This is a genomic window from Ureibacillus sp. FSL K6-3587, assembly GCF_038593165.1.
Taxonomy (GTDB): domain Bacteria; phylum Bacillota; class Bacilli; order Bacillales_A; family Planococcaceae; genus Ureibacillus; species Ureibacillus suwonensis.
The window spans coordinates 2,062,956-2,087,209 of the sequence record NZ_CP151969.1; the positions used below are offsets into that span (position 1 = coordinate 2,062,956).

At 40.8% G+C, this 24,254-nt stretch carries 26 protein-coding genes and 1 pseudogene; 16 read left to right on the forward strand and 11 right to left on the reverse strand.

Annotated features, from left to right (window positions below):
• Positions 1 to 9 precede the first annotated feature (9 nt).
• Positions 10 to 801, forward strand: coding sequence for an HAD family hydrolase (locus NSS77_RS10215; RefSeq protein ID WP_342468660.1), 792 nt, complete (start codon positions 10 to 12; stop codon positions 799 to 801).
• 41 nt (positions 802 to 842) lie between these two features.
• Here NSS77_RS10215 and NSS77_RS10220 read toward each other — a convergent pair whose 3' ends face one another.
• Both NSS77_RS10220 and serA read right to left on the reverse strand, forming a co-directional pair.
• Positions 843 to 1,529, reverse strand: a complete 687-nt coding sequence (locus tag NSS77_RS10220; protein WP_342471253.1) for a TraR/DksA C4-type zinc finger protein — start codon at positions 1,527 to 1,529, stop codon at positions 843 to 845.
• A gap of 171 nt (positions 1,530 to 1,700) precedes the next feature.
• Positions 1,701 to 3,320: a phosphoglycerate dehydrogenase gene (gene serA, locus NSS77_RS10225; protein ID WP_342468661.1), complete on the reverse strand. Its 1,620-nt coding sequence runs from the start codon at positions 3,318 to 3,320 to the stop codon at positions 1,701 to 1,703.
• A 660-nt stretch (positions 3,321 to 3,980) separates the two neighbouring features.
• Between serA and NSS77_RS10230 the strand changes: the two genes are divergently transcribed.
• Positions 3,981 to 4,763 (forward strand): enoyl-CoA hydratase, encoded by a 783-nt coding sequence (locus tag NSS77_RS10230; protein WP_342468662.1) that lies wholly within the window; start codon positions 3,981 to 3,983, stop codon positions 4,761 to 4,763.
• Positions 4,764 to 4,800: 37 nt separating this feature from the next.
• On the opposite strand, the gene NSS77_RS10235 is transcribed toward NSS77_RS10230, so the two are convergent.
• Entirely contained in the window at positions 4,801 to 4,986 is a 186-nt protein-coding gene (locus tag NSS77_RS10235) for a YhzD family protein (protein ID WP_342468663.1), read from the reverse strand.
• 161 nt (positions 4,987 to 5,147) lie between these two features.
• Here NSS77_RS10235 and yhaM point away from each other — a divergent pair, with 161 nt between their 5' ends.
• On the forward strand, positions 5,148 to 6,092 hold the full coding sequence (yhaM, locus tag NSS77_RS10240; protein ID WP_342468664.1) for a 3'-5' exoribonuclease YhaM: 945 nt from the start codon (positions 5,148 to 5,150) through the stop codon (positions 6,090 to 6,092).
• Positions 6,093 to 6,449: 357 nt separating this feature from the next.
• Here the strand turns inward: yhaM and NSS77_RS10245 are convergent, their stop codons facing one another.
• Positions 6,450 to 7,337, reverse strand: a complete 888-nt coding sequence (locus NSS77_RS10245; protein WP_342468665.1) for a peptidylprolyl isomerase — start codon at positions 7,335 to 7,337, stop codon at positions 6,450 to 6,452.
• A 149-nt stretch (positions 7,338 to 7,486) separates the two neighbouring features.
• Between NSS77_RS10245 and NSS77_RS10250 the strand changes: the two genes are divergently transcribed.
• Entirely contained in the window at positions 7,487 to 7,594 is a 108-nt protein-coding gene (locus tag NSS77_RS10250) for a YjcZ family sporulation protein (RefSeq protein WP_342468666.1), read from the forward strand.
• A 104-nt stretch (positions 7,595 to 7,698) separates the two neighbouring features.
• Positions 7,699 to 7,920 (forward strand): annotated as a pseudogene (locus tag NSS77_RS10255) (hypothetical protein); the annotation flags it as partial.
• Here NSS77_RS10255 and NSS77_RS10260 read toward each other — a convergent pair.
• The 6 genes from NSS77_RS10260 to NSS77_RS10285 all read right to left on the reverse strand — a co-directional run bounded on the left by NSS77_RS10260 (position 7,917) and on the right by NSS77_RS10285 (position 11,290).
• Positions 7,917 to 8,108 carry a hypothetical protein gene (locus NSS77_RS10260; RefSeq protein ID WP_342468667.1) on the reverse strand — a complete coding sequence of 64 codons (192 nt, stop codon included), beginning with the start codon at positions 8,106 to 8,108 and terminating at the stop codon, positions 7,917 to 7,919. The pseudogene NSS77_RS10255 and the gene NSS77_RS10260 overlap by 4 nt on opposite strands.
• Before the next feature lie 83 nt (positions 8,109 to 8,191).
• Positions 8,192 to 8,752: a DUF3267 domain-containing protein gene (locus NSS77_RS10265; protein WP_342468668.1), complete on the reverse strand. Its 561-nt coding sequence runs from the start codon at positions 8,750 to 8,752 to the stop codon at positions 8,192 to 8,194.
• A gap of 126 nt (positions 8,753 to 8,878) precedes the next feature.
• The gene (locus tag NSS77_RS10270) at positions 8,879 to 9,454 is read right to left on the reverse strand and encodes an HTH-type transcriptional regulator Hpr (protein ID WP_342468669.1); all 576 of its coding nucleotides are present in this window, start codon (positions 9,452 to 9,454) and stop codon (positions 8,879 to 8,881) included.
• A gap of 188 nt (positions 9,455 to 9,642) precedes the next feature.
• Positions 9,643 to 10,008: a YtxH domain-containing protein gene (locus NSS77_RS10275; protein ID WP_342468670.1), complete on the reverse strand. Its 366-nt coding sequence runs from the start codon at positions 10,006 to 10,008 to the stop codon at positions 9,643 to 9,645.
• Between the two features lie 148 nt (positions 10,009 to 10,156).
• Entirely contained in the window at positions 10,157 to 10,693 is a 537-nt protein-coding gene (locus tag NSS77_RS10280; RefSeq protein ID WP_342468671.1) for a tryptophan transporter, read from the reverse strand.
• Positions 10,694 to 10,864: 171 nt separating this feature from the next.
• The gene (locus NSS77_RS10285) at positions 10,865 to 11,290 is read right to left on the reverse strand and encodes an HIT family protein (RefSeq protein WP_342468672.1); all 426 of its coding nucleotides are present in this window, start codon (positions 11,288 to 11,290) and stop codon (positions 10,865 to 10,867) included.
• A gap of 100 nt (positions 11,291 to 11,390) precedes the next feature.
• On the opposite strand from NSS77_RS10285, the gene NSS77_RS10290 reads away from it, so the two are divergent.
• The 4 genes from NSS77_RS10290 to NSS77_RS10305 all read left to right on the forward strand — a co-directional run bounded on the left by NSS77_RS10290 (position 11,391) and on the right by NSS77_RS10305 (position 15,971).
• Complete coding sequence (locus NSS77_RS10290) at positions 11,391 to 12,131, forward strand: ABC transporter ATP-binding protein (RefSeq protein WP_342471254.1); 741 nt, start codon at positions 11,391 to 11,393, stop codon at positions 12,129 to 12,131.
• On the forward strand, positions 12,124 to 13,323 hold the full coding sequence (locus NSS77_RS10295; protein WP_342468673.1) for an ABC transporter permease: 1,200 nt from the start codon (positions 12,124 to 12,126) through the stop codon (positions 13,321 to 13,323). The genes NSS77_RS10290 and NSS77_RS10295 overlap by 8 nt, the downstream gene beginning before the upstream one ends.
• A 325-nt stretch (positions 13,324 to 13,648) precedes the next feature.
• Positions 13,649 to 14,968: an MFS transporter gene (locus tag NSS77_RS10300; protein WP_342468674.1), complete on the forward strand. Its 1,320-nt coding sequence runs from the start codon at positions 13,649 to 13,651 to the stop codon at positions 14,966 to 14,968.
• Between the two features lie 19 nt (positions 14,969 to 14,987).
• Positions 14,988 to 15,971 (forward strand): ornithine cyclodeaminase family protein, encoded by a 984-nt coding sequence (locus NSS77_RS10305; protein WP_342468675.1) that lies wholly within the window; start codon positions 14,988 to 14,990, stop codon positions 15,969 to 15,971.
• Positions 15,972 to 16,053: 82 nt separating this feature from the next.
• Here the strand turns inward: NSS77_RS10305 and NSS77_RS10310 are convergent, their stop codons facing one another.
• Positions 16,054 to 16,575 (reverse strand): antibiotic biosynthesis monooxygenase, encoded by a 522-nt coding sequence (locus NSS77_RS10310; protein ID WP_342468676.1) that lies wholly within the window; start codon positions 16,573 to 16,575, stop codon positions 16,054 to 16,056.
• A gap of 308 nt (positions 16,576 to 16,883) precedes the next feature.
• Between NSS77_RS10310 and hemE the strand changes: the two genes are divergently transcribed.
• The 7 genes from hemE (at position 16,884) to NSS77_RS10345 (ending at position 24,233) form a co-directional block, all read left to right on the forward strand.
• Positions 16,884 to 17,939: a uroporphyrinogen decarboxylase gene (gene hemE / locus NSS77_RS10315; RefSeq protein ID WP_342471255.1), complete on the forward strand. Its 1,056-nt coding sequence runs from the start codon at positions 16,884 to 16,886 to the stop codon at positions 17,937 to 17,939.
• A 26-nt stretch (positions 17,940 to 17,965) separates the two neighbouring features.
• Entirely contained in the window at positions 17,966 to 18,898 is a 933-nt protein-coding gene (hemH, locus tag NSS77_RS10320; RefSeq protein WP_342468677.1) for a ferrochelatase, read from the forward strand.
• A 12-nt stretch (positions 18,899 to 18,910) separates the two neighbouring features.
• The gene (gene hemY / locus NSS77_RS10325) at positions 18,911 to 20,326 is read left to right on the forward strand and encodes a protoporphyrinogen oxidase (protein ID WP_342471256.1); all 1,416 of its coding nucleotides are present in this window, start codon (positions 18,911 to 18,913) and stop codon (positions 20,324 to 20,326) included.
• Positions 20,327 to 20,691: 365 nt separating this feature from the next.
• Positions 20,692 to 21,648 carry a PQQ-binding-like beta-propeller repeat protein gene (locus tag NSS77_RS10330; protein ID WP_342468678.1) on the forward strand — a complete coding sequence of 319 codons (957 nt, stop codon included), beginning with the start codon at positions 20,692 to 20,694 and terminating at the stop codon, positions 21,646 to 21,648.
• Positions 21,649 to 21,650: 2 nt separating this feature from the next.
• Positions 21,651 to 22,328, forward strand: coding sequence for a response regulator transcription factor (locus NSS77_RS10335; protein ID WP_342468679.1), 678 nt, complete (start codon positions 21,651 to 21,653; stop codon positions 22,326 to 22,328).
• A gap of 101 nt (positions 22,329 to 22,429) precedes the next feature.
• Entirely contained in the window at positions 22,430 to 23,710 is a 1,281-nt protein-coding gene (locus NSS77_RS10340) for a HAMP domain-containing sensor histidine kinase (RefSeq protein ID WP_342468680.1), read from the forward strand.
• A gap of 1 nt (position 23,711) precedes the next feature.
• Positions 23,712 to 24,233: a FixH family protein gene (locus tag NSS77_RS10345; RefSeq protein WP_342468681.1), complete on the forward strand. Its 522-nt coding sequence runs from the start codon at positions 23,712 to 23,714 to the stop codon at positions 24,231 to 24,233.
• Positions 24,234 to 24,254: the final 21 nt, after the last annotated feature.

Sequence of the window (24,254 nt, forward strand, 5' to 3'; positions counted from 1 at the left end):
AAGTTGGAAATGGCAATTACTACAATCGTATTTGATTTAGATGACACGTTGCTTTGGGATAAAAAAAGCATCAAAACAGCTTTTGAAAAAACATGTGAATATGCCGCGACAAAATACGAACTCGATCCGGAACAATTGGAAGAAGCGGTTCGCGCAGAAGCAAGAAAGCTGTATGAATCCTATGAAATTTACGATTATACGGTATTGATTGGAATCAACCCTTTTGAAGGATTATGGGGGACATTTGACGATCCGACTGAATCTTTCCAAAAAATGAAAAACATTGTGCCGAACTATCGAAAAGATGCATGGACAAACGGTTTGAAGGCATTGGGCATCGATGATGAAGCCCTTGGTGCAGAGCTTGGAGAACGTTTTGTCGAAGAACGGAAGAAACATCCTTTTGTTTATGAGGATACTTATAAAGTGCTTGATGCGTTAAAAGGAAAATACCAATTGGTGCTTCTTACAAACGGTGCGCCAAGTTTGCAAAATCTGAAATTGACATTGACTCCGGAAATCCGCCCTTATTTTGACCATGTGATCATCTCCGGCGATTTCGGAAAAGGGAAACCGGATCCATCATTATTTGAATACATGATGAAAAAAGCGGGAATTACACCGGATGAAGGCATTATGGTTGGAGATAATTTGAATACGGACATTTTAGGTTCTTCCAGAGTAGGAATGAGAAATGTTTGGATCAACCGTGAAAATAAACCGAAAAATCCGGATATCGTGCCGACATACGAAGTGACTTCTTTGACGGAATTTTTGCAATTGCTCGAAAAAATCTCATAATGATTGAAAACAATGCGAGACGGAATTGGTCTCGCATTGTTTTATTCCAAATAATCGTATTTGCTTGCTTCTTCAATTTCACGTTTTGACATTGGGAAAGGAATTTCATCCTTCAGGGAAACATGGAAGGATTGAGGTTCATCGTTGTTGGCATATTCCTCGGGATCATCGTACAGTTCGTTGATATCTTCCGTATCCCCTTCCAAATCCGATGGGGTTTCCGAAGTTCCGTATTTCGCCACGATTTGGAAAGTATCCTCAAAATCTTGAATGTTCCCATCAGGCTCCCTTTCCACAAAGGAATTGTCCACTGGCGGAATCAGCAAGTCTTCTTCCACAGGCCGATCTGCCGGCACTTCTTTCGCCTCGGCATGTTCAATGCAGAAGGATGTATATGGAATAGCTGCCAGACGGTCATATGGAATAGGTTCTTTGCACACTTCACAAACTCCATATGTACCATTTTCGATTTTTTCCAAAGCAGCATTGATTTTCGATAATTCATCTTCCTGGTGGATTTTTAAGGAAAGGTCCTTTTCTCTTTCGAATAATTCCGTTGCCAGGTCGGCAGGATGGTTGTCGACGGTGGATAATTCATCCACAGAATCCCGGATGCCGCCGTTATCAAAAGGTTTTTCGTCGGCGGACAAATTTTTCGTTAATGCCTCTTTTTCTTCAATCAGCTGCTTTTTTAATTTGGCGATTTGTTTTTCCGTTAAAATGTTCATCACATCCTTTCGTTCATCCATAGTATGAGCAGAAAAATGAAAATTAAAGGGCGGGGAAAGTTTTCTTTGGACAATGAAACCGGGATGGCGGATGAGAGCATCAAGTAGTCAAGTCAACGAAAAAAGCAGGCAAAGGAACATGTCCTTTGCCTGCTCATAAAATATCAGGGCTTATAGAGTGATTGCTTTTACTTCATCAATATTTTCTAATGTTGCAACATATGCCAAATCTTCTGATGTCACTTCATTATCGATGGCAAGAATCATGACAGCGGAACCGCCGACACGTTCGCGTCCCACTTGCATTGTTGCGATGTTGATGTCTTTTTCGGCAAGTTTAGTGGCAACGCGGCCGATTGCCCCTGGTTTGTCGATGTTTTTGATGTATAATAAGTGGCCTTCAGGAACAACGTCCACTACAAAGTTTTCCACTTTTACGATACGGGCGCCAAGGCCATTTAACAATGTACCAGCCACAGAATGTGTTTCGTTTGCTGTTTTTACTTCAACTGTAATTAAGTTTGTGAAACCTTTGGCTGTTGTTGTTTTATTTTCGTTAATTTTCACGCCGACGCGTTCAGTCAAATAACGGGCATTGACGTCGTTCACGTTTTCGCCGTGAGTTTTCTTCAAGTAGCCTTTCAATGTATTCGCTGTTAATGGGCGTACATCGAAATTGGCGATTTCTCCAGCATAGTATAGGTTAATTTCTTTCAATGGCTCAGTTGTTACTTGAGATAAGAAAGAACCAAGTTTTTCAGCTAATTCAAAGAATGGTTCCACTTCAGCAAGCAATTCTTTTGGAATGGATGGCATGTTAACAGGGTTTGTCACAGTGCCAGTTTTGAAGTATTTGATAATGTCTTTTGATACGTCGATGGCAACAGATTCTTGCGCTTCTACTGTAGATGCACCCAAGTGTGGAGTTGCAATCACTTGAGGCAATGTGAGCAATTTATGGTCTGTTGCAGGTTCTTCAACGAATACGTCAAGTGCGGCACCTGCCACTTTTCCTTCCACGATGGCATCATATAAATCATCTTCGTTGATGATTCCACCGCGGGCGCAGTTGATGATGCGCACACCTGGTTTCATTAATGCGAATTTTTCTTTATTAATCAGATTTTTTGTTTCAGGCAATAGTGGTGTGTGCACTGTAATGAAGTCGGCTTCTTTGCAAATTTCATCGACAGTCGCTTTTGTAACGCCAAGTTCTTTTGCGCGTTCTTCAGTCAAGAATGGGTCATAGGCCATGACATTCATTCTTTGTCCTTTTGCTCTGAACGCCACTTCTGTTCCGATACGGCCAAAACCGATAACACCCAAAGTTTTGTTTTTCAATTCAACCCCAACATAAGACTTGCGGTCCCATTTACCATTTTTTAATGATAAATACGCTTGAGGGATATGGCGAGCAAGAGATGTCATCATCGCAATCGTATGTTCAGCGGCAGAGTTTGTATTTCCGTCTGGCGCGTTGACAACGATGATTCCGCGTTCAGTGGCAGCTTGCAAGTCGATGTTGTCCACCCCTACCCCTGCGCGGCCGATCAATTTTAATTTATCTGCAGCTTCAATCACTTCACGAGTCACTTTTGTCGCACTGCGCACGATCAAGGCATCCACGCCTTTGATTTTTTGGATCAATTCTTCTTGGGAGTTGCCAGTGTCAATGATGATTTCCAAGTTCAAATCTTTTTCTTCGCGCAATGGGAAAATACCGTCTTCGCTTAATGGGTCTGCAATAAACACTTTAATGACATCTGTAGCTGTTGTTTCTTTTGTTACCATTTGAAAAACTCCTTTTTTAATAATTATTTTCGAATGATGGGTGTAAATACAACGTCAAAATATCGAAAAATTAGAGGCAATTGAGTTAATAGTTTTCGATAAAAATACTCCTTTCATTCCGAAGTATATTAAAAAAAGCCTTCCACCCCCTACAAAGTAAGGGGCGAAAAGCTGGTTATCAACTTCACGCGGTACCACCCTTTTTCATTGCCGAAAATTGCAAAGATTCCGACAATCTCAAGTGATGCGTAACGTGCATAATCCGGAGATGACTTACTGAATTTCAGCCATTCTATTCAGGAGTGGAACTACTGACGCCAGAAACGCTGATTTGCACCGACCATCAGCTCTCTGAGGATTCTGAACGCAAGAGCATGTCTCCGTCATAATATTTTGACTCTTATTTCAATGTGTCTACATAATAAACTGAATTGTTCACTTTTGTCAACTCATTTCCTTAACAAAATGAAATATTTTTAATGAAAACGCTTTAATTTTACGTTTTTTAACGAACATTAATTAAAAAAATAAAAAATATTATTCGTGTTTTTGTTATTCCACATGTTTTTTCAAATATTCTTTGATTTGAGTTTCATGAAAGGAATTTTTTCCTTCAAGTAGAAGTTAATAGTGTATGAGAAAAATAAAGGGGTGGAGAAATTGGCTTACGAAACAATTGAATTGTCGGTAAATGACCGGTATGCGGTGCTCACTTTAAAGCGTCCGGAAGCGTTGAATGCCATGAATGAAGTGATGTTGAATGAGTTGGCAGACTGCTTTGAACGGCTTCAAGGGGAAAAAGGGATTCAAGTGTTGGTGATCAAAGGGGATGGACGTGCATTTTCATCCGGCGGCGACATCAAAATGATGCTGCAAAAGGATAAAATAGAGGATTTCCATGAAATCATGGATATCATTTCAAGAATGGCGACCGCTTATTATCAATTGCCGATGATTACGGTTGCCCAGGTGCATGGTGCTGCAGCAGGGCTCGGCTTCAGTCTTGCCATAGCATCCGATATTGTCATTGCGGAACAAAACAGCAAATTGGCAATGAATTTCATAGGAATCGGGTTGATCCCGGATGGCGGCGGTCATTTCTTCATGCAGGAACGCGTAGGTGTACCAAAGGCAAAGCAAATTATTTGGGAAGGCAAAATCATGAACGGGGAAGAAGCGCAGCAACTTGGACTCGTGGATGTCGTGGTGAAGGAAGGGGAGTCCGAACAATACGTTCAAGGTTTTGTGAAAAAGTTGCTATCCGCTCCAATTTTGGCGATGCTGGAGACGAAGCAAATTTATCATTCTGAACGGGTGGAAGAACTGAAAAAAGTGCTGTCAAAAGAATTGGTGGCACAAACAAAGATGAGACAAACGAAAGATCATCTGGAAGGCATCAAAGCTTTTGTAGAAAAACGAAGCCCGCAATTTATTGGCCAATAATGAAGAGAGGTTGACTCATGGTCAACCTCCTGCTTTATTATACATGGAATAAAATCACTTTTCCTTGGGAGTTTACGAGCCGATGGGTTTTATCTTGAACCCCTTTTTCCTCAATGCGTTTTTGCCCCTCGATTTTCGCTTGCTGTTCATTTTCGAATTCCCATACTTCATTGAATAAAATTTCCCCTGTTTTTTCAAAAGCCGTGAAATAAAAATTTGCCATTCTCATCCCATCCTTTATAGAATAGTCAATTTTATTATACAACATATGGAAAGAATGTCAGTAGATTCAGAATGAAGATTCAATCATCGAATCCCTTTGAAACAAATGGTACAATAAAGAAGGAACGATTGTTTCGAACGAATGAAAAGGGGATGTCTCTTATGCCAGGAATTACTCAACTTCAGCCTGGAGATGAAGTGAATCAATTTTTATTGATCAAACAAGCGACCAAAGGAATCACTACCGTCGGGAAGCCGTTCATGACCCTCATTCTCCAAGATAAAAGCGGCGATATCGAAGCGAAACTTTGGGATACGAATGAAGAACATGAAAAATTGTACCAGCCGCAAACCATTGTCAAAATCGGTGGGGAAATCCATGAATATCGGGGGAAAAACCAGCTTCGCATCAAGCAGATTCGCCCGGCCAGACCGGAAGACGGTGTTCAGATAAAAGATTTAATGCCTTCCGCCGCAACCCCAAAGGAAGAATTGTTTGAAGAATTGACCCAATATTTCTTTGAAATAAAAAATCCGAAAATTTCAAGAATCACCCGCTACTTGATGAAGAAATACCAATTGGAAATGTCGGTTTATCCTGCCGCCACCAAAAACCACCACGACTATGTTTCAGGGCTATTGGACCATGTGGTGCATATGTTGAGGCTGGGGAAAGCCCTTTGCGAACTATATCCGACTTTAAATAAAGATCTGATTTATGCGGGAATTATATTGCATGATTTGGGAAAAGTGAAGGAATTATCGGGCCCTGTTTCCACAACGTATACGGTTGAAGGGAATTTGTTGGGGCATATTACGATCATGGTCGATGAAATTGGGCAGGCAGCAAAAGAACTGGGGATTGAAGGAGAAGAAGTGATGGTATTGCAGCACATCGTGTTGGCCCATCACGGCAAGGAAGAATGGGGAAGTCCGAAAAAACCGATGATCCAAGAAGCGGAAATGTTGCATTATATTGATAATATTGATGCAAAAATGAATATGTTGACGAGAGCTTTGGGCAAAACGAAGCCCGGGGAATTTACGGAGCGCATTTTTGCATTGGATAATCGTTCCTTCTATAAGCCCAAATTTGAAGACTCTTGAGTATAAAAAGAGCGAACTTGGAAACAAAAGGTATTCCAATTCGCTTTTTCTTTTGGGCCGATTTGCATGCGGTTTTTCCGGCCATGGGTTCAAATTCTTCAGCGCAGTCGGTGAAGCATTGAAAGATTTGGCTTTAGGCAATCCGACAAAATGGATTTGTCGCCTTTCTCTTTACGACGGTTTATTTGAATATCGGAATTGCCTTCATATGGAGAGGAATCCGGTTACCGTGATTGGCAATCCCTTATAGGGGAAAGGTGTTGCGGCCAAAGAAATATTGCCACCACAAAAAAATGGTGCCGGTGTAATTACCGGCACCATTTTCAGCTGTCACAGCCTGTCCATCATATCCCGTTCTTATTTATCTTTTTCTTTGTCTTTGCTGTCTTTGTCGCTGTCAGTTCCTAAAATTTGAGAGAATGCGGATTTTAAATCTTCATCTTTGATATCGATATCCGCATCTTTGATTAATTCCTCTAATTTGGCATTGACGCCGCCTTTCATTTTGATTAAGTTTTGGCGGATTTCATCTTTTTTCTCTTCGTAAGTGCCATAGTTTTTCACTTCACGTTTATCCAATAATTGAATGATATGGTATCCGAACTCTGTTTTCACCGGTTCGCTGATTTCATTTACATCCAATGCATAAGCGGCATCGTTGAATTCTGTCACCATTGTGCCGACAGTAAACCAGCCTAAATCGCCGCCGTCTTGTGCGTTACCTGTATCCAATGAATATTCTTTCGCCAATTTTGCGAAGTCTTCACCTTTTTTGAGTTTATTAAGAACTTCTTTAGCAGTTTTTTCGTCTTCCACTAAAATATGGCGGGCATGTAATTCATATTTGCCTTGTTCATAATATTTTTTCATTTCTTCTTCTGAAATTTTGATGTCGTTTTCAGCTTTTTCTTGCACTAAAGTGTAGCGGATATTGGTTTTGAATTGTTCTTCCGTCATGTTTTGTTGTTTCAAGAAGTCATCGAAAGAGTCTCCGAGTTGGTCTTTATATTGTTTTAAACGTTCTTCCACTTCTTCATCCGACACTTTATATTTATTTTCCAGGATGTGTTCGACGACTACTTGTTCCAACAGCATGCTGCCTGCCATGTCTTTGATATCATTATAAAATTCATCTTTTGTAATATCGCCGTATTTTGTAGAAACAACGACTTCATCGTCTGAATTGCAAGCAGACAATGCAAAAACGGATGTGGCTAATGCGATTGCTAAAAATGTTTTTTTCATAAACTCACTTTCTCTCCCTGTATTTAATTTCCATTTGTAACTATAACATAAACGAATCAAAAACGAAATGGTTCCACTAATTATGTTTGCCCAGGTAACCCAACCTTGCCCGCATACTATAAGCAGTAGATAGGAAAGGAGGTGTCGTTATGGGTCAAAGCTATGGTGGTGGATATGGATATGGAGGTAGCTGGTTCGCGTTATTGGTTGTGTTGTTTATTTTATTAATCATTGTTGGTGCAGCTTTCGTGCACTAATATCAAAATTTGAGGCTGGGACATAACTAATAAAGTGAACGAGCTGCAAAAAAAATTTTTTGTAAAAAATTGATATCACAGAAAATTGATTGGAGTGACGGGGCGACTCCTGCGGGAACAGCCCGAGTCTCGAGACCCCGCAGGAGCGAAGGTTTGAGCTCCGAGGAGGCTCGAGCCGGGCCCGCGGAAAGCGTCCCCGGAACGGAAATCAATTTTCTTCAATTATCAAAAAAACACCATTTTTCTCCCGTGAGAAAATGGTGTTTTTTATCTTTTGTCCCAGCCTCTTGTTTATTTTTGCGGGAATGTATCAAAACCATCATTAAAATTTGATGGCAAAGTATACTTCAATATAAAAAGATATAAGTAAAATAGTGATTAAAATATTGATTGTGCTGAAAATCTTTGTCTGTTTTTCTTCAGGAATATCTTTTTGCATACATAATGTGTATGTCATCCGATTTATTTGAAATAAATAAAGTACCGAGAATAGCACTACAACTAACAGTAGCAAAGTTGTTCCTCCCCTCTATCACTTCACTTAAGAATATCAAAAAGTGTTGCCATTCTACAAGTAAGTTCACCATTCTTTAGCATTTAATTGTTAGAAGTTTTTGAAAAACTAGGAGGAACTAGAATTTCGTACCCCTTGGGCGTTTCCTCGATGACCGCGTTTTTTGGCGCGTTTACCAGGTGTATAAAATATAATATGTCGACCAGGCAGATGGAACAATGATATCCGAGCAATAAACACGCGTAATGGGAATAGTAAGGGAAGAGAACCGCCACGAGAATCAATATCATATTTAAAAGAACGAATGGGGTGATCAGAATAAACATATATCTATTTTTCGGTATCATTTTTTTAATTCGAAGGTGAACGATGGGAACAACTTTCAACTCAAGTTTCCATTTCAGTTTTACCGATTTTCGGTAGGAAAAGAGCGAATAGTAATGGATGAGTTTATGCAATGGATAAAGCAATAAAAGGACCAAAAGAAATAATGGAACATAGTGATCGTCATATTTTAAAGGCCGGTTGATGCCGACAAGAATGAATGAAAAGGAAAAAACAAGGATAAACACAATAATCATGTATAATACAATTCGTGGTACACGATATTCCCTTTTGATATTGATCGTTTTCCAACAATGCATAGTGTGGCTACCTCTCCATATAATTTCAAGAAAATTGTAAAACAAGTATGGTGTTTATGCTAATGATTTTTATCCCAAAAAAAGAAAAAAGAGTGTACCTGATACACTCCCCAAATCCCCAATTGCTTATTTGTTCACCATAATTTCATTCTTGAATACCACTTGATCTTTATCTTTTTCTTCAATGGATTCTTTAAAGTTTTTAAAGGATCTTTCAAATATTTCGATAAAATCTTCTCCGTAAATATTTCGGATGATGGCCATAACGTCTAAAAATTCTGGAAATCTTCCATACAATTCTTTTAATGCTAGAGAGCCTTCCAATATAGAGTGCTCTGTATCCAAGTAATGGTCATACATTTTGATGACAAGCTCTGCGCCTTTTGGAGTCAATTCAACGTACGTATTGCGTTTGTCATCATCGCGTTTCGAAAATTTAAGAAGCCCACGCTCTTCCAATTTCTTTGAGAAGTTGAAGGCCGTTGATACGTGCATGACCCCGAATCTGGCAACATCTGAAATGGAAGCGCCTTGTAAATGATAAGCAATCCATAAAATGTGATGCTCGTTAATGTTTAAATTGAACGGTTTGATCCATTGTTGCCAGTCTTTCTCAACTGCTTTCCACAAGGCTTTGGACAGTTGAGCGATTCGCTGACTATAAATCATGGCCTCTTTTAATGTGTAGGATTCCACAGTCATCGATTCACCTTCTTTTTGTAAGTTTTTAAAATATTATAGCAATAAAAGAAAAAAGTTTAAAGTTAAAAAAAATACATAAATGAAAAGTGATTAATAAATGTTATTTTTTGATAAAAATAATAAATAAATGAAATAAAAATTTGCGTTTTTGGTAAAAAAGAACTAAAAATCGGTTTTTTGAAATGATTTTATTCTTTTTTGAGTTGTGAAAATTTATTCTCGATTTCGTTGATGCTATTCTGTAACTTTTCTATTTCTTCTTTCAATTTTTCGGCATCCGGTTTGATTTCTTCACTGTAATTGGAAACGGAGGTTTTTAAGTCAAATAATATTTTTGGAATAGTAATTTTCGCTTCGTTGGATAATTTAGAGACCGCATTTTTCAAGTCATTGATTTGATAATTTAATTCGCTGATGGTCGTTTTTACATTCTTTGCCGCATATTTCATGTTTGCTCTCAATTGATTTCCGTTTTGTGGAGCAGTGAAAATGGCTGCAGTCAGTCCAGCGATCATTCCGGCGGACAGTCCGATGAAAAATGGTTTAGCACGCATGGTGAATCTCTCCTTCATTTTGTATTCAATAGTATGTAAAGAAAATGGTTGGATTATAAATTAATGTACTTAACCATATTAAACCAAAATCAAAGGAAATAAAAAAGCTATCTAAGTAAAACTTAGATAGCAAAGTTTTCATTATTTATTATGCTTGTGTAACGGAAGTTTCGAATTTGGAACGTTTTAACAGACCTGCCAATATCGGATAGATGATGCAGAACGCAACGATATTTGCGATTGTTGCAGGAATTACACCAGTAACAAACATGATTCCAAAGGCTGCCGGCATTTCTCCGACCAACAATAGAAGCATGGACAAGAAAACGGTTCCTGACAACAAAGTTCCTAATCCAATCAAAATGGCGTAAACAACAACGTTTTTCGCAAATTTATTGACCAAATAGAGTACGGCCAAGAAAACAAAACCTGTTACAACTTTATCGATCAGATTTGGAATGAGTGAACCCGGAATGGATGAGAATAATCCGGATAGAACTCCGGTAACGACTGTAAGAATAAATGTATCCCGGATGCTAGGGAATAAAATAATCCCCACAAACATCATCGTCAACATCATATCCGGCTTGATTCCACCGCCGATCGGAATAGGCGGCATCACCAAATAAAGAACAGTTCCAATACCAACTAAAAGAGCCATTAATACCAAATTTTTTGTTTTCATACACTTCTCTCCTCTGCTAAGCTGTGCTCAACTTCCCAACAGTCTCTATGCTGTCAGCGAAATCGTATAGTACGATTATTGTAATCTTAAAAGAAATAATTTTCAAGTATTTTTATAGGATGATTGTAATATTAAAAAAGACCGACTCGGGAGATGAGTCAGTCTGCCGGATTATTCATTTAAATTCGTTTTGATTTCTTCCGCAATCGCTTTTAATTGTTCAGGAGTGAACTCGCCGTTTTTTGCTTCCCATCTCACTTTTAAGCCGTCACTGTCATCATAGCGGGGGATGAAGTGCAAATGATAATGGAACACGGATTGTCCGGCAAAGGCGCCATTATTATTGATCGTGTTTAGACCTTGCGGATTGAAAGCTTTTTTAATGGCATTCGCGATTTTTGGTGCAGCCGCATATAAGTTTCTTGCCACATCTTCCGGCATTTCATACAGATCTTTTACGTGTTGTTTTGGGATAAGCAATGTATGTCCTTTTGTCAATGGGGCTACGTCCATGAAAGCCAATACATGTTCATCTTCATATACTTTATTGGATGGAATGGATCCATCAATGATTTTGCAGAAAATGCAGTCGCTCATTTCACCCAATCCTTTCTTACAAAATTTATCTACATTTTAACATATTTCATGAGATGAATACATTTTCTAATTTTGATACACTGTAGGAAGAATAGGAGTGTTGGCTATGTTGGAATTAAAGGATGTAACAGGTGGCTATACAAGAAAACCGGTCATCAAAGATTTAAACTTTTCCATTGGACAAGGTGAATTGGTTGGATTGATTGGATTGAACGGTGCAGGAAAAAGCACAACAATCAAACACATTATCGGAACCCTTATACCGCAAAAAGGGGAAATACGCTTGAATGGCGTGACATTGCAGGAAGATATTGAAAAATACCGTTCATCTTTTTCCTACATTCCGGAAACGCCTGTATTATACGAGGAATTGACATTGAAGGAACATTTGGAATTGACCGCCATGGCATACGGCATTGATGAGAAGACATTAAAGGAACGGTCCGGAAAATTGTTGGAAGAATTCCGGATGGAGAAGCGCCTGAACTGGTTCCCATCCCATTTCTCCAAGGGGATGAAGCAAAAAGTCATGATCATGTGCGCCTTTTTGGTCAACCCTTCCTTATATATTGTGGATGAACCGTTTATAGGGCTTGATCCATTGGCCATCCAATCTTTGCTTGACCAAATGTCGGAACGGAAACAGCAGGGGGCTTCCGTGTTGATGTCCACCCATGTATTATCGACTGCCGAAAAATATTGCGACCGCATCATTTTCCTTCACGAAGGCCGTGTTCGCGCCCAGGGGACGATGGATGATTTGAGAAAGGCTTTTGGCATGCCGAATGCCACTCTGGATGATTTGTATATTGCCATGACGAAGGAGCAGCACCATGAATAATTTGGCGGATGTTTGGTCAAAGCGGTTTGAACATTATCTTACGGAAATTCAGAAATATATGCGGTTTGTGTTCACTGGGCATTTGGCGATTGTGCTGGTGTTTGCCATTGGGGCGCTCGGGTATCAATACAGCGAATGGCTGCAAGTGGTGTCACCGGAATTTCCTGCAGAATGGCTCGTTGCCGGAGTTATCGGAATCGTTGTTGCTTTTTCCCGTCCCGTGACATTGCTCAGGGAGCCGGATCAGGTGTATTTGTTGCCATTGGAGAAGGAAATGCACCTCTATTTCCGGAAAGCCTTGAATTGGACATTCTGGTCCCAGGTGTTTTTGCCTGTGATCTGCTACATTGTTTCAATCCCTTTATTAAACGCGGTCACTGATTTGCCTGCATGGCGGACATGGTTGGGGCTATTGTTCATCATTGTCCTGAAATTTGTAAACGTTCAGTCGGAATTCCATTACCGCTTTGCGAATCGGGGGAATCATGTTGTCTTTGATCGCATTGCGCGGATGGCGGTATCCATTTTGGCGATCCAAGCCATTTTGTCCGTCTCATTTTGGTGGGCATTGATCTATTTGCTTTTGCTCGTTGTGTACAAATTTTCGCTGGCAAAGCGGGCAAAGGTCCAACCGATCCCGTACGAGCATTTGGTCAAACTGGAAGAAAACCGGATGATGGCATTTTACCGGTTTGCGAATTACTTTACGGATGTCCCGCATATCCGTGGCGCAGTGAAACGGAGAGCATGGCTGGACGCAATCTATAAATTCGTTCCATATAAAAAGGAAAATACGCAAAGTTATCTGGTATTCCGCACCTTTGTCAGAACCAACGACCATTTTTATTTATGGGTGCGTTTAACGCTCATTTCGGCAATCATTGCGCTGATGATTGATATTCCGGTTGTCTTATGGATTGTGGCAGGAGCGTTAAGTTTCGCCACGGTCATCCAGTTGAAATATGCACTGTTATCTTCAACCGATTTCCGTATGGACATGCTCTATCCGGTCAAAGACAATCAACGGAAGCAAGCGGTTCAGAAGCTGTTGCGCCTCTTTATGGTGATTCAAGCCATCATTGTGATGCTTTGCGCCATTGGACAACCGCTGTTCTTTATTCCGGCGATCATCGTGATCGGAATGAACGAATTGACTTTCCGATTGTCGAAGGATCCGGCGGTGCATGTTTAAGAATGAAGAATTTGGTTTTGATTGTTGGGCGGCTTAAGTTCCCGATTTTGGGACTTAAGCCGCTTTTGCATTTCATTGGATGGCTAAAAGGAAATGCCTCCATAAATGTGTCTTGCCTTTTCTTTCCACAATTGCATGCCAATGAATGAAAAATTCGGGAATCGATCAACCGAGTCTGTGCCCATTTGGAGCCTCCTGTAATTGTTCTAATAGAATGAAAGGACCCATAATTGTCCATCCATGTTAGAAATCTTAGAATATATGTATTTTTTTAGCATAAATTTTACTAACTTCTCTACTTAACAATTCAACGGGGAGGTATCCAATGGGCGGAAAAAATGATATGACAAAAGTTTGGATTGCCAGTTTGGTAGGGAGCTCCATTGAATGGTTCGACTACTTTCTTTATGGAACGGTAGCCGGACTTGTATTCTATCAAGTGTTCTTTGTTGCGGATGATCCGACGGTGGGGTTGTTGCTGTCTTATGCTTCTTTGGCTCTCGCGTTTTTTATTCGGCCGTTTGGAGGCATCCTTTTTGGGTATATTGGCGATAAGATCGGCAGAAAACGGACGCTTGTATTAACTTTGACCATCATGGGGGTTGCGACCGTATTGATGGGGTTGTTGCCCACATATCAGGCAATCGGCGTGGCTGCACCGATTATCCTGATCATTTTGCGGTTGGTACAAGGTTTGGGAATCGGCGGTGAGTGGGGAGGGGCAGTGCTGCTTGCCGTTGAATTTTCTCCAAAAGAAAAAAGGGGATTCTACGGTGCCTTCCCGCAAATGGGAGTCACAGTCGGGATGTTTTTAGGTTCGGGCGCATTATCGTTCATCACGTCCATCGTTTCTCCTGAAAGTTTTGTGGCATGGGGATGGCGGATTCCATTCATTTTGAGTGCAATTTTAGTGATTTTTGGTCTTTGGATCCGCAAAGGGCTGGATGAAACACCTTCATTCAAAAGAATTCAGGAAACCGGGGAAGTGACGAGACTTCCTTTTGTAGACATATTTAAAACCCAATGGAAAGAAGTGCTCATTGCGGTCGGAGGAAAAGTGGTTGAAACGGCGCCGTTTTACATCTTTTCTACATTCATTGTTTCGTATGGTACGAACAACCTTGGATTCAAAAGTTCCCAAGTGTTGATTTCCATCATGGTTTCCACCATTGTGACAACGATTCTCATGCCGTTTATGGGCAGGTTATCGGATAAAATTGGCCGCAAAAAGGTGTACATTGCCGGAGTGATCGGAATGATCCTATATGCTTTTCCGTATTTCTGGCTGCTCGAACAAAGAAATTTCGCCGCGCTCCTTATTGCAACGGTTTTGGGATTGGGGATAATCTGGGCTCCGATTACGGCGGTGCTCGGTACAATGTTTTCGGAAATATTTGATGCAAAAGTGCGCTACACAGGGGTATCATTGGGCTATCAAATCGGTGCGGCCGTTGCGGGAGGAACAGCTCCTTTGATTGCAACATGGCTGTTGGTCCAATTCAATGACTCTTATGTTCCCGTTGCGCTTTATATCGTTTTGACGGCCATCATCTCACTGATTGCGGTATTCACTGTCAAAGACAAGAGCAATCAAGAGTTGGATGAATTCAAAAACACGGAAGAAAGAACTTTGCAAAGAGTATAGAAAACGGAGAGGATAGCCATTGATTCTATTAAATGAAGAACAAATCAAACGTTTTTACAAAATGGAAGATGCCTTAAAAGATGTGGAACAAATGTTGATGGCAAAGCAAAAAGACAAAGTGCTTGCCCCGATTAGAACAGTGATTGATTTTCCTGAAAAGAATGCTTCTTCCCTTTATATGCCAAGTGCCGATTTGGAAGATCAAATTGCCGCAGTAAAAGTCGTCACGATTTTCCCGGACAATCCCGGGAAAGGCTTGCCGACAACCCAGGGCATCCTGCTTCTTTCAAGCACTGAAAACGGTGAGCACTTGGCGGTGATGAACGCTTCATATCTCACAAGTCTTCGCACTGGCGCGATGACAGGGCTTGCCACGATGAAACTGGCGAACATTGATGCAAAATCGCTGACGGTGATTGGCACGGGAAGAATGGCCTTTGAGCAAGTTCTCGGGGTACTTTCGGTAAGAAAAATCGAAAGCATTTATTTGTATAATCGAACGAAAGAAAAAGCGCATCGTTTCAAGCAACAATTGATTGATCATGGTGTCACTGCATTCTTGGAAGTGGTCGATGATGTGAATGAGGCCGTCAGTTCATCAGACATTGTTTGTTGTGCGACAAATGCAAAAAGCCCCGTGTTTGATGGAAACTATTTAAAACCCGGTGCCCACGTAAACGGGGTCGGCTCTTATTTGCCCCATATGCTGGAAGTCGATCGGACAACGATAAGAAAAGCTTCGAAAATTGTGGTGGATGATGTGGAAGGCGTCAAAGAAGAAGCGGGGGAATTGATTGATGCCCACAAAAGCGGGGAGTGGTCTTTTTCCAACTTGCATGGGGAACTTGCCCAGTTGGTGAGCGGAAAAATTGCACCGAGGGAACATGAGGAAGAAATCACTTTTTTCAAATCCGTCGGGGCTTCTTATTATGATCTTGCCGTTGCAAAGGGTGTGTACAAAAAAGCGGTTGAACTTCATCTTGGCATATCATTTGAGATGTAATTGAAAAATTTGCCCCAGGGCGGATGGAGGAAATTTTATAATTTTCTCATCCGCCCTTTTCATCCTTTGCCCGGGGGACAGATCAGCTTTCATTCTCTTCCCCTTCTTTTTGTTTCGCGCCGGAGTAAGTGGAGATGTACGTTGCTGCATTAAAGATATTGTCTTTTTTTACACCCACTGAAAAGTTTTCGAGTTCCTGGGCGATTGGGTCGTATTTTTTCCATATGTCATATGAGCGTTTATCTTTCCATTGAAGGAGAATAATATAGGTTTCCGATTTTTTCGGACGAAGCAGTCGCATGGCGGTCAACCCCGTTTGATCCTTCATTCCTTTCAAACGCTGAACGATGTTTTTTTCAAATACCGGGCGTCCTTCATCAGATACCGGAATATGGTAGAAAGTGAAGTAACCTGCCTGTTGCAGTTCGTTCATCCCATCCACAACTTCATATTTTCTGGGTGTTTGAAAAACGGTCTTGCCCGCTGTTTCATGAAGCAACAGGGTTTGGTTTGCGCCATACAAAATCAACATTTTTTCATGTTCATATTTTTTATGCAATTTTTCCATAAAAGTGGGAGTTCCGGTCGTCATGTAAAAATTCATTTTTGATTCCTCCTTGAATGAAAAAGAAAACTCCTGCTCAATTTTCTTTGCCTTAATTTTGTCAAATATTCAGTAAGAAAAATAGGCTATTAAAAGAACAATTTTATGACATTTGTCAGAGAAAACTATACAATGTTAAAGGAACAGTATATATTGAAGGGTATCAGTGATTTAGTAGATTATTTACAAGGTTATAGTTATTATAATTAATTGTAGCAATTTTTAGCGATGAAATTCCTTGTAAGATTGAAATCGATTTCATTGCACTTTTCGTCAACGATTATTTTTGAGGGGAAGGTTAATTGAACATGAGGCTAATTAATGACACTTTAATCAGAGCAGCAAGAGGAGAAAGAACGGAATATACTCCAGTATGGTACATGCGGCAAGCGGGGCGTTCCCAGCCGGAGTACCGGAAAATAAAAGAGAAATATTCGTTGGAAGAAATTACGAAGCAGCCGGAACTTTGCGCTTATGTGACAAGACTTCCTGTGGAACAATATAACGTGGATGCGGCAATTCTTTACAAAGACATTGTGACGCCTTTGCCTAGCATCGGTGTTGATGTGAAAATTCAAGCCGGCATTGGACCAGTGATCTCCAATCCGATCCGACGTGTGGAAGATGTGGAAAAGTTGGGCGAATTTTATCCAAAAGAGCATACACCATACGTGCTTGAAACAATCAGACTTTTAACGGAAGAACAGTTGGATGTGCCATTGATCGGATTTACCGGCGCTCCATTTACGTTGGCCAGCTATATGATTGAAGGCGGTCCATCGAAAAATTACAGCAAAACGAAATCTTTCATGGTTTCCGATCCAAAAGCATGGTTTAAATTGATGGATAAGCTGGCAGACATGATTATTGCGGATATTACTGCACAGGTGGAAGCAGGTGCGAGTGCCATTCAAGTGTTTGACTCCTGGGTTGGCGCGTTGAATGTTGAAGATTACCGGGTGTTTATCAAACCGGTGATGACACGGATTTTTGCGGAATTGAGAAATCAAAATGTCCCTGTGATCCTATTTGGTGTTGGCGCAAGCCATTTAATTTTGGAATGGAATGACTTGCCAATTGATGTGATCGGATTAGATTGGCGCATGCCGATCCGAAAAGCCCGTGAAATGGGAATCGAAAAAGCGGTTCAAGGAAACTTGGATCCTTCCATCCTATTGGGGGATTGGTCTGTCATTGAACGAAGAGCGAAAGATATTATCGATCAAGGATTGGAAGTGCCGGGACACATTTTCAACTTGGGTCACGGAGTATTCCCTGACGTCAATCCGGATGTATTAAAACGGTTAACGGCATTAATTCATGATTATAGTCGTGAACGAATTGCAAAACTAACGAATGAGTAACAAAAAAATTGTTTGAGGTGAAAACATTGAAACCAGTACACGGTCTGTTAGTGATGGCTTATGGAACGCCATACAAAGAAGAAGACATCGAAAGATATTACACACATATTCGTCATGGGAGAAGACCTTCTCAGGAACATATAGATGATTTGAAAGCGCGTTATAAAGCGATTGGTGGAATTTCTCCTCTTGCGGAAATGACCAAAAAACAGGCGGAGGCCCTTGTCAACCGTTTAAATGAAGTCCAGGATGAAGTGGAATATCAATTGTATATCGGATTAAAACATATTGAACCATTTATTGAAGATGCCGTTGAACAAATGGTGAAAGACGGAATACAAGAAGCGGTTTCCATTGTATTGGCACCTCACTTCTCGACTTTTTCCATTCAATCCTACAATGGAAGAGCGAAAGAAGCTGCCGAAAAATTGGGCGGCACTTTGAAAATCACTTCTGTGGAAGCATGGTATGATGAACCGAAATTCATCGACTATTGGGCAAAAGCGATTCTTGCAGAATTCGATAAAATGACTGAAGAAGAACGGGAAAAAGCTTGCGTGATTGTTTCAAACCACTCATTGCCTGAAAAGATCAAAAAATTGGGCGACCCGTATGAAGAACAATTAATTGAAACTGCCCGTTTGATTCAAGAAAAAACAGGTCTTCCAAATGTCGAAATCGGATGGCAATCAGCCGGGCAAACACCGGAACCATGGCTTGGACCGGATGTGCAGGATTTGACAAGAGAACTTTATGAGAAAAAAGGATACCGTTCATTTGTATATGCTCCGGTCGGATTTGTGACAGAGCATTTGGAAGTTTTATACGATAACGATATTGAATGTAAAGCTGTGTGCGATGAATTGGGAGCAGGCTACTATCGCCCACCAATGCCGAATACTCATCCATTGTTTATTGATGCGATGATTGATGCCATTTTTAAAAAGTTAGAGAAATGATAGAAAGTGATGATGAGGGTGACGAATCGAAAAAAAATTGCTGTCATTGGCGGTGGTATTACAGGGTTGACTGCAGCGTTTTATTTAGAAAAGTGTGCACGGGATCATCATTTGCCTTTAGATGTGGTGTTGATTGAATCTTCGTTAAGATTGGGCGGCAAAATCCAAACATTGCGAAAAGATGGATTTATTATCGAACGGGGTCCGGAATCTTTTATCGATCATGAAAACAGCATGGCGGAATTAGCAAAACATTTAGGAATAGAAGAGGCAGTAGTGAACAACAAAAAAGGTCAAACTTATGTGGCTGTCGGTGGACATCTGTACCCTATTCCAAATGGTATTTTGTTTGGAGGATCACCTATTGTCCCCTCATTATTGACAACCGGGATTGTATCATTAAGTGGAAAGTTTCGCGCTGCAGGAGATTTAGTATTACCTAAAACCAGGGAAGACAAGGATGAACCGATTGGGGACTTTTTCCGACGCCGCTTTGGAAAAGAAGTGGTAGAAAATTTGGTTGAACCGCTGCTTGCAGGAACTTTTGCCGGAGATATCGACCGGTTGAGCATCCAATCGATGTTTCCGGAAATTTACGAATTGGAAAAACAATATCGAAGCTTGATTTATGGAATGAAAAAGACGCACTTTTCCTTCTTAAGTAATCATATGAAAGGTTATCAAACTTTTAAAAACGGTTTGGAAACTTTAGTGGAAAAATTGGAAGAACAATTGCCGTCCAAAACGGTGTTAAAAGGTGTAAAAGTGGAATCCATCGATAAATTGCAGGATGGTACGTTCCAAATTTATTTCAATAATATTTCCCCGATCAAATGCCACGCGGTGATCGTGACGACTTCATTGAATGAAGCGAAAAATATGTTCAACCATTATGGCATTTTCGATGAAATTCAAGATATGAATTATGCGACAATCGCTACTGTAACGATGGCGTTTGAAAAGGTAAATTGCCAAAATTATGATGATGCGATCAGCTTCTATTTTGCACGGAACAACGATATTTCCATCACGACATGCACTTGGAGCAATCATAAATGGGAGAATGTGGCGCCTGAAGGATATGATTTGCTCAGAACGTATATTGGCCGTGTGGGGGACGAGGCCATCGTGGAATTGTCGGATGCGGACATTGAAAAAACGGTGCTTCATGACCTGGAAAAATCGCTAGGAATCAATCAAAAACCGGTGTTCACCATCGTTTCCCGCTGGAAGCAATCGATGCCTCAATACACAGTGGGTCATGAAAATCGTTTGGAAAAAATGAGGGAAATACTGAAAAAAGATTTCCCGCATGTGAAATTGGCTGGAAGTTCTTATGAAGGAATCAGTGTGCCGGATTGTGTGCTGCAGGGAAGACAGGCGGCGGAAGAAATAACGGCTGAATTGTTTCAGGAACAATTGGTTTAAGGGCGTTTTGATTCTTTATAATCGCCAGTTAACAAATTCATATTTCGGATCAATAGCTGCTTTCGATGGTCAATGCCACCTTCGAAGCAGCTTTTTTCGTAAAGGATGGAATTTAGTAAGAGGAGAGTTTATCCGAGCGAGAAGAAGGGTTACCCGAGCAAGAGGGATGCGTATCCGAGCAAGCCAAATGTTTATCCGAGCAAAAAGGACCATTCCAACACATAATATTTGCTCTAAGTAATATCAAGCATTACAAAATCAATGAAAAATCCCCTAACGATGTTTAAAAATTTGAAACGATTGTCAAATTTATTTCATCGAAACTTCACACTTTTTCACTACACTATAGAATTAGGGGTGATTGCTTGAAAAAATGGACAGCATTATTATTTTTATGCATTATTTGGATCTTGCAAGGCTGTAATGATGAGCATTTCACATCGATCAATCAGCATCAATCATTTGTTGCATCCGTAAATATACTGGAGCCTTCCATCGATTTTTTTGATTCGAAAGGGGAACGGATTGCCACATGGGAGTTCGATAAAGCGTATACGGGCGCAACGTTGATTCCTTACGATCGCATCGTGCTTTACGGGCATGAATTGAACGAAGTGGATATATATGAACTGTCCACCGGAAAATTGATACAATCCATAGAAACGGGTACCGGAACAACGAACGCCTATTACGATGAAGAAGAAAATGTGCTTTTCATTACAAATAGCAAAAAGAATACTGTTGCCAGTTTTAATGAACATGGCAAAAAGCTGGGGGAAATCCGCCTGAAAGATTACCCGATGTCAATGGATAGTCACCAAGGAAAGTTATATGTCGTCAACTACAAATCCCCTGTACTATCCGTTGTTGATATAAAATCCATGGTTCTCATTGATGAATGGCCAATCGATAAATCCTCGACCGGTCTATTGGTTGTGGAGGAAACCGATACACTTTGGGTAGGAGGGCATGGTGCCGGAAGCCATCCAAATCAGAAAGTGAAAGTGCTCGATTTGCAAACTGGCCAGTTGGTTCAGGAAATCCAAGCATCACATATGCCTGTCGGGTTTACAAAAAATGGAGAGGTCGTTTATATCACCAACCATGGTTCCAATGAATTGTACGCATGCGACGTGAATGGAAACGTGTTATGGAGCAAAGAAGTGGGGGCAAACCCGTTTTCTGTCGCTGCATTTAAAGATATGATTATTGTTGCTGGATTTGACGATAATCAAATCTATTTTCTGGAAGAAGATGGGAAAGTGTTACATAATAATCCGACCAAATCCGGGCCGTTCCAGTTGCTGGTAAGGGAGGTTTGAAAATGCCAACCGTATTGATCATAGACGATGAACAAGATATGAGAAATCTAATCGAATTGATGCTTTCAAAATCCGACTTTCAAACCATTGCAGTTGAAAGCGGTGCAGAAGCTTATCCGTTCATTGAAAGAAAAGAAGTGGATATCGTCCTTTTGGATGTCATGATGCCGAAAGAAGATGGTTTTACAGTATGCGAAAAGATCCGGAAAATCTCTTCTGTTCCAATCATTTTTTTGACCGCAAGAGATGACAATGAGGACAAAGTGAAAGGGTTGACCATCGGGGGCGATGATTACATCGTAAAACCTTTCACCTCCAGTGAATTGATTGCCAGAATACAAGCCGTTCTCAGAAGAACAGGAGTCAATAAGCAACAGTTCCTTGAACGGGGAGTCATCAAACTGGATGAAGCTTCCCGCAAAGTGTATGTAAACAATCAAAAAGTCACATTGACACTCAAGGAATTCGATTTGCTTCAACTATTTATGAAAAATCCAAACACCGTTTTTTCCCGCGAGCAATTGTTGGAGAAAATTTGGGAAATGGATTATGACGGCGGCACAAGAACGGTGGACACCCACATCAAAACATTGCGGCTAAAATTGGGGAAAATTTCGAAGGAGGCAAGCGACTACATCCAAACTGTTTGGGGGATTGGTTATCGCTTTGATCAAGTATGAGAAAGCTTTCAACGAAAATATGGGTATTAATAATCGTTTATCTGGTATTGACCATTGCATTTATGTACATTTTCGCGGATTTTCTATATGAAAAATTTTATGTGGAAGATACAAAAAGCGAAATGGTGGAAATCGGCGAAAACCTCCAATCCATGTATACCGGGGGAAAAGTGACCGATGGATATGTGGAAATGGTGGAGGAATTTAATCAGTATTCCACCTACAATGTGTTTGCTGTCCGCAACCCTCGTGAACTGAGCGCATGTGTTCCTTTCGAAATCGATTACAATACATTGATTGGTCCGGATGAGCGGCGGGTTTTGTTAAATGGTGAAAACGTGACAAAAATCGGCTATGAAGAGCGGTTCAACCGTGAAGTCGTATCGGTCATTTTGCCGCTTGTGGATCAAAACCGGTTGGAAGGAATTATCTATCTTTATTATCCTTTAGCAAAAATTACTGAATTAGCTAAAACGGAAGTGGCTATATTTATAGGTGGAGGGATTCTTTTTGCCCTTGTCATCGCCGTTTTTGTTTATCAGAGCCTGAAGCGGATCATGCGCCCGCTGAACGATTTGCAAAAAGCGGTAGAACAAATGACGGAAGGGGATTATAGCACGAGGGTAAAGGTTACATCAAAAGATGAAATCGGCATGCTGTCGGAAGCGTTTAACCACATGGCCGAATCCATTCAGCAGGAAGATGAAAAGCAAAAAACCTTCCTGGCGACCGTATCCCATGAATTGCGTACGCCGATCAGCTATATCAAAGGATACAGCGAGGCGATCCAAAATCAGCTTCTTGACGGGAAAGAGCGCGAGGAAGCGTTGGAGTTGATTCATCGGGAAGCGATCCGAATGGAACGGTTAACAAATGAATTGCTGCAACTAGTCCGGAAACAACAGGAAGAAATTGAGATGCTTCCAATCGTCCTTTCGGAAACCATCCGTGAATCGGTGAAACTGTTGGAAGGACAAGCGAACAAAAAGAATATTCGCATCGTGCAAAACTTGGATGAAAATTGTATTGTCCAAGGGGATGAAGAGAAGCTGAAACAGATTTTCATTAACGTGATTGAAAATGCCATTCGCTATTCGAATGAAAACGCGAAAATCACGGTTCACAGTTATCAATCAGATCATCGTGCAATCATTGAGATACAGGATGAAGGAATTGGTATTCCTGAAGAGGATCTCCCTCATATCACCGAAAGATTTTACCGGGTCAATAAGGCGAGAAGCCGCATAGACGGTGGAGCCGGTTTGGGATTATCAATCGTGAAACAGTTGGTGAAGCAGCACGATGGGGCACTTGCAATTAAGAGTGTTGTGGGTGAAGGAACGCTTGTTACCATATCATTACCTTTAATGGAGGAAGATTAACATGAAAAAATGGATTATTTCTTTGTTGGCTGTACCCATTTTGTTGGTTGGATGCAATACAAATGAGGAACAATCGGAAGTGGATACAAATGAGGAACCAGTTGACGTTTCCGCATTGGAAGTGAAAGTGGATATTTTGACTCCTGATGAAGTGAAAGTGGGCGAACCGGTGGAACTGGCTGCCCATGTGACACAGAACAATGAAAACGTGGAAGATGCGGATTCCGTGGAATTCGAAGTATGGGAATCCGGGTTGCGCGAACAAGGAGCCATGATTAAAGCGGAACATGCGGGAGATGGCGTGTATAAAGCCGAATTTACGTTCAACCATGATGGCGTGTATTATATGTATGCCCATACAACAGCAAGAGGCTTGCACGTGATGCCGAAAAAACAAATCGTTGCAGGAAATCCGGATATGAGCAAAGTGCTTCCGGAACAAGATACATCCAAAGAAGACACGGAACAAATGCAGCATGATCACAGTCAGGATGAACATGAAGATTCCCATGAAAACCATTAAGATGAAGAATAGTTTTAACTG

Coding starts and splice junctions, on each gene's coding strand:
- NSS77_RS10215 (WP_342468660.1), top strand. CDS start 10: ATGGCAATTACTACAATCGTATTTGATTTAGATGACACGTTGCTTTGG.
- NSS77_RS10220 (WP_342471253.1), bottom strand. CDS start 1,529: ATGAACATTTTAACGGAAAAACAAATCGCCAAATTAAAAAAGCAGCTG.
- serA (WP_342468661.1), bottom strand. CDS start 3,320: ATGGTAACAAAAGAAACAACAGCTACAGATGTCATTAAAGTGTTTATT.
- NSS77_RS10235 (WP_342468663.1), bottom strand. CDS start 4,986: ATGGCAAATTTTTATTTCACGGCTTTTGAAAAAACAGGGGAAATTTTA.
- yhaM (WP_342468664.1), top strand. CDS start 5,148: ATGCCAGGAATTACTCAACTTCAGCCTGGAGATGAAGTGAATCAATTT.
- NSS77_RS10245 (WP_342468665.1), bottom strand. CDS start 7,337: ATGAAAAAAACATTTTTAGCAATCGCATTAGCCACATCCGTTTTTGCA.
- NSS77_RS10250 (WP_342468666.1), top strand. CDS start 7,487: ATGGGTCAAAGCTATGGTGGTGGATATGGATATGGAGGTAGCTGGTTC.
- NSS77_RS10265 (WP_342468668.1), bottom strand. CDS start 8,752: ATGCATTGTTGGAAAACGATCAATATCAAAAGGGAATATCGTGTACCA.
- NSS77_RS10270 (WP_342468669.1), bottom strand. CDS start 9,454: ATGACTGTGGAATCCTACACATTAAAAGAGGCCATGATTTATAGTCAG.
- NSS77_RS10275 (WP_342468670.1), bottom strand. CDS start 10,008: ATGCGTGCTAAACCATTTTTCATCGGACTGTCCGCCGGAATGATCGCT.
- NSS77_RS10280 (WP_342468671.1), bottom strand. CDS start 10,693: ATGAAAACAAAAAATTTGGTATTAATGGCTCTTTTAGTTGGTATTGGA.
- NSS77_RS10285 (WP_342468672.1), bottom strand. CDS start 11,290: ATGAGCGACTGCATTTTCTGCAAAATCATTGATGGATCCATTCCATCC.
- NSS77_RS10295 (WP_342468673.1), top strand. CDS start 12,124: ATGAATAATTTGGCGGATGTTTGGTCAAAGCGGTTTGAACATTATCTT.
- NSS77_RS10300 (WP_342468674.1), top strand. CDS start 13,649: ATGGGCGGAAAAAATGATATGACAAAAGTTTGGATTGCCAGTTTGGTA.
- NSS77_RS10310 (WP_342468676.1), bottom strand. CDS start 16,575: ATGAATTTTTACATGACGACCGGAACTCCCACTTTTATGGAAAAATTG.
- hemE (WP_342471255.1), top strand. CDS start 16,884: ATGAGGCTAATTAATGACACTTTAATCAGAGCAGCAAGAGGAGAAAGA.
- hemY (WP_342471256.1), top strand. CDS start 18,911: ATGAGGGTGACGAATCGAAAAAAAATTGCTGTCATTGGCGGTGGTATT.
- NSS77_RS10335 (WP_342468679.1), top strand. CDS start 21,651: ATGCCAACCGTATTGATCATAGACGATGAACAAGATATGAGAAATCTA.
- NSS77_RS10345 (WP_342468681.1), top strand. CDS start 23,712: ATGAAAAAATGGATTATTTCTTTGTTGGCTGTACCCATTTTGTTGGTT.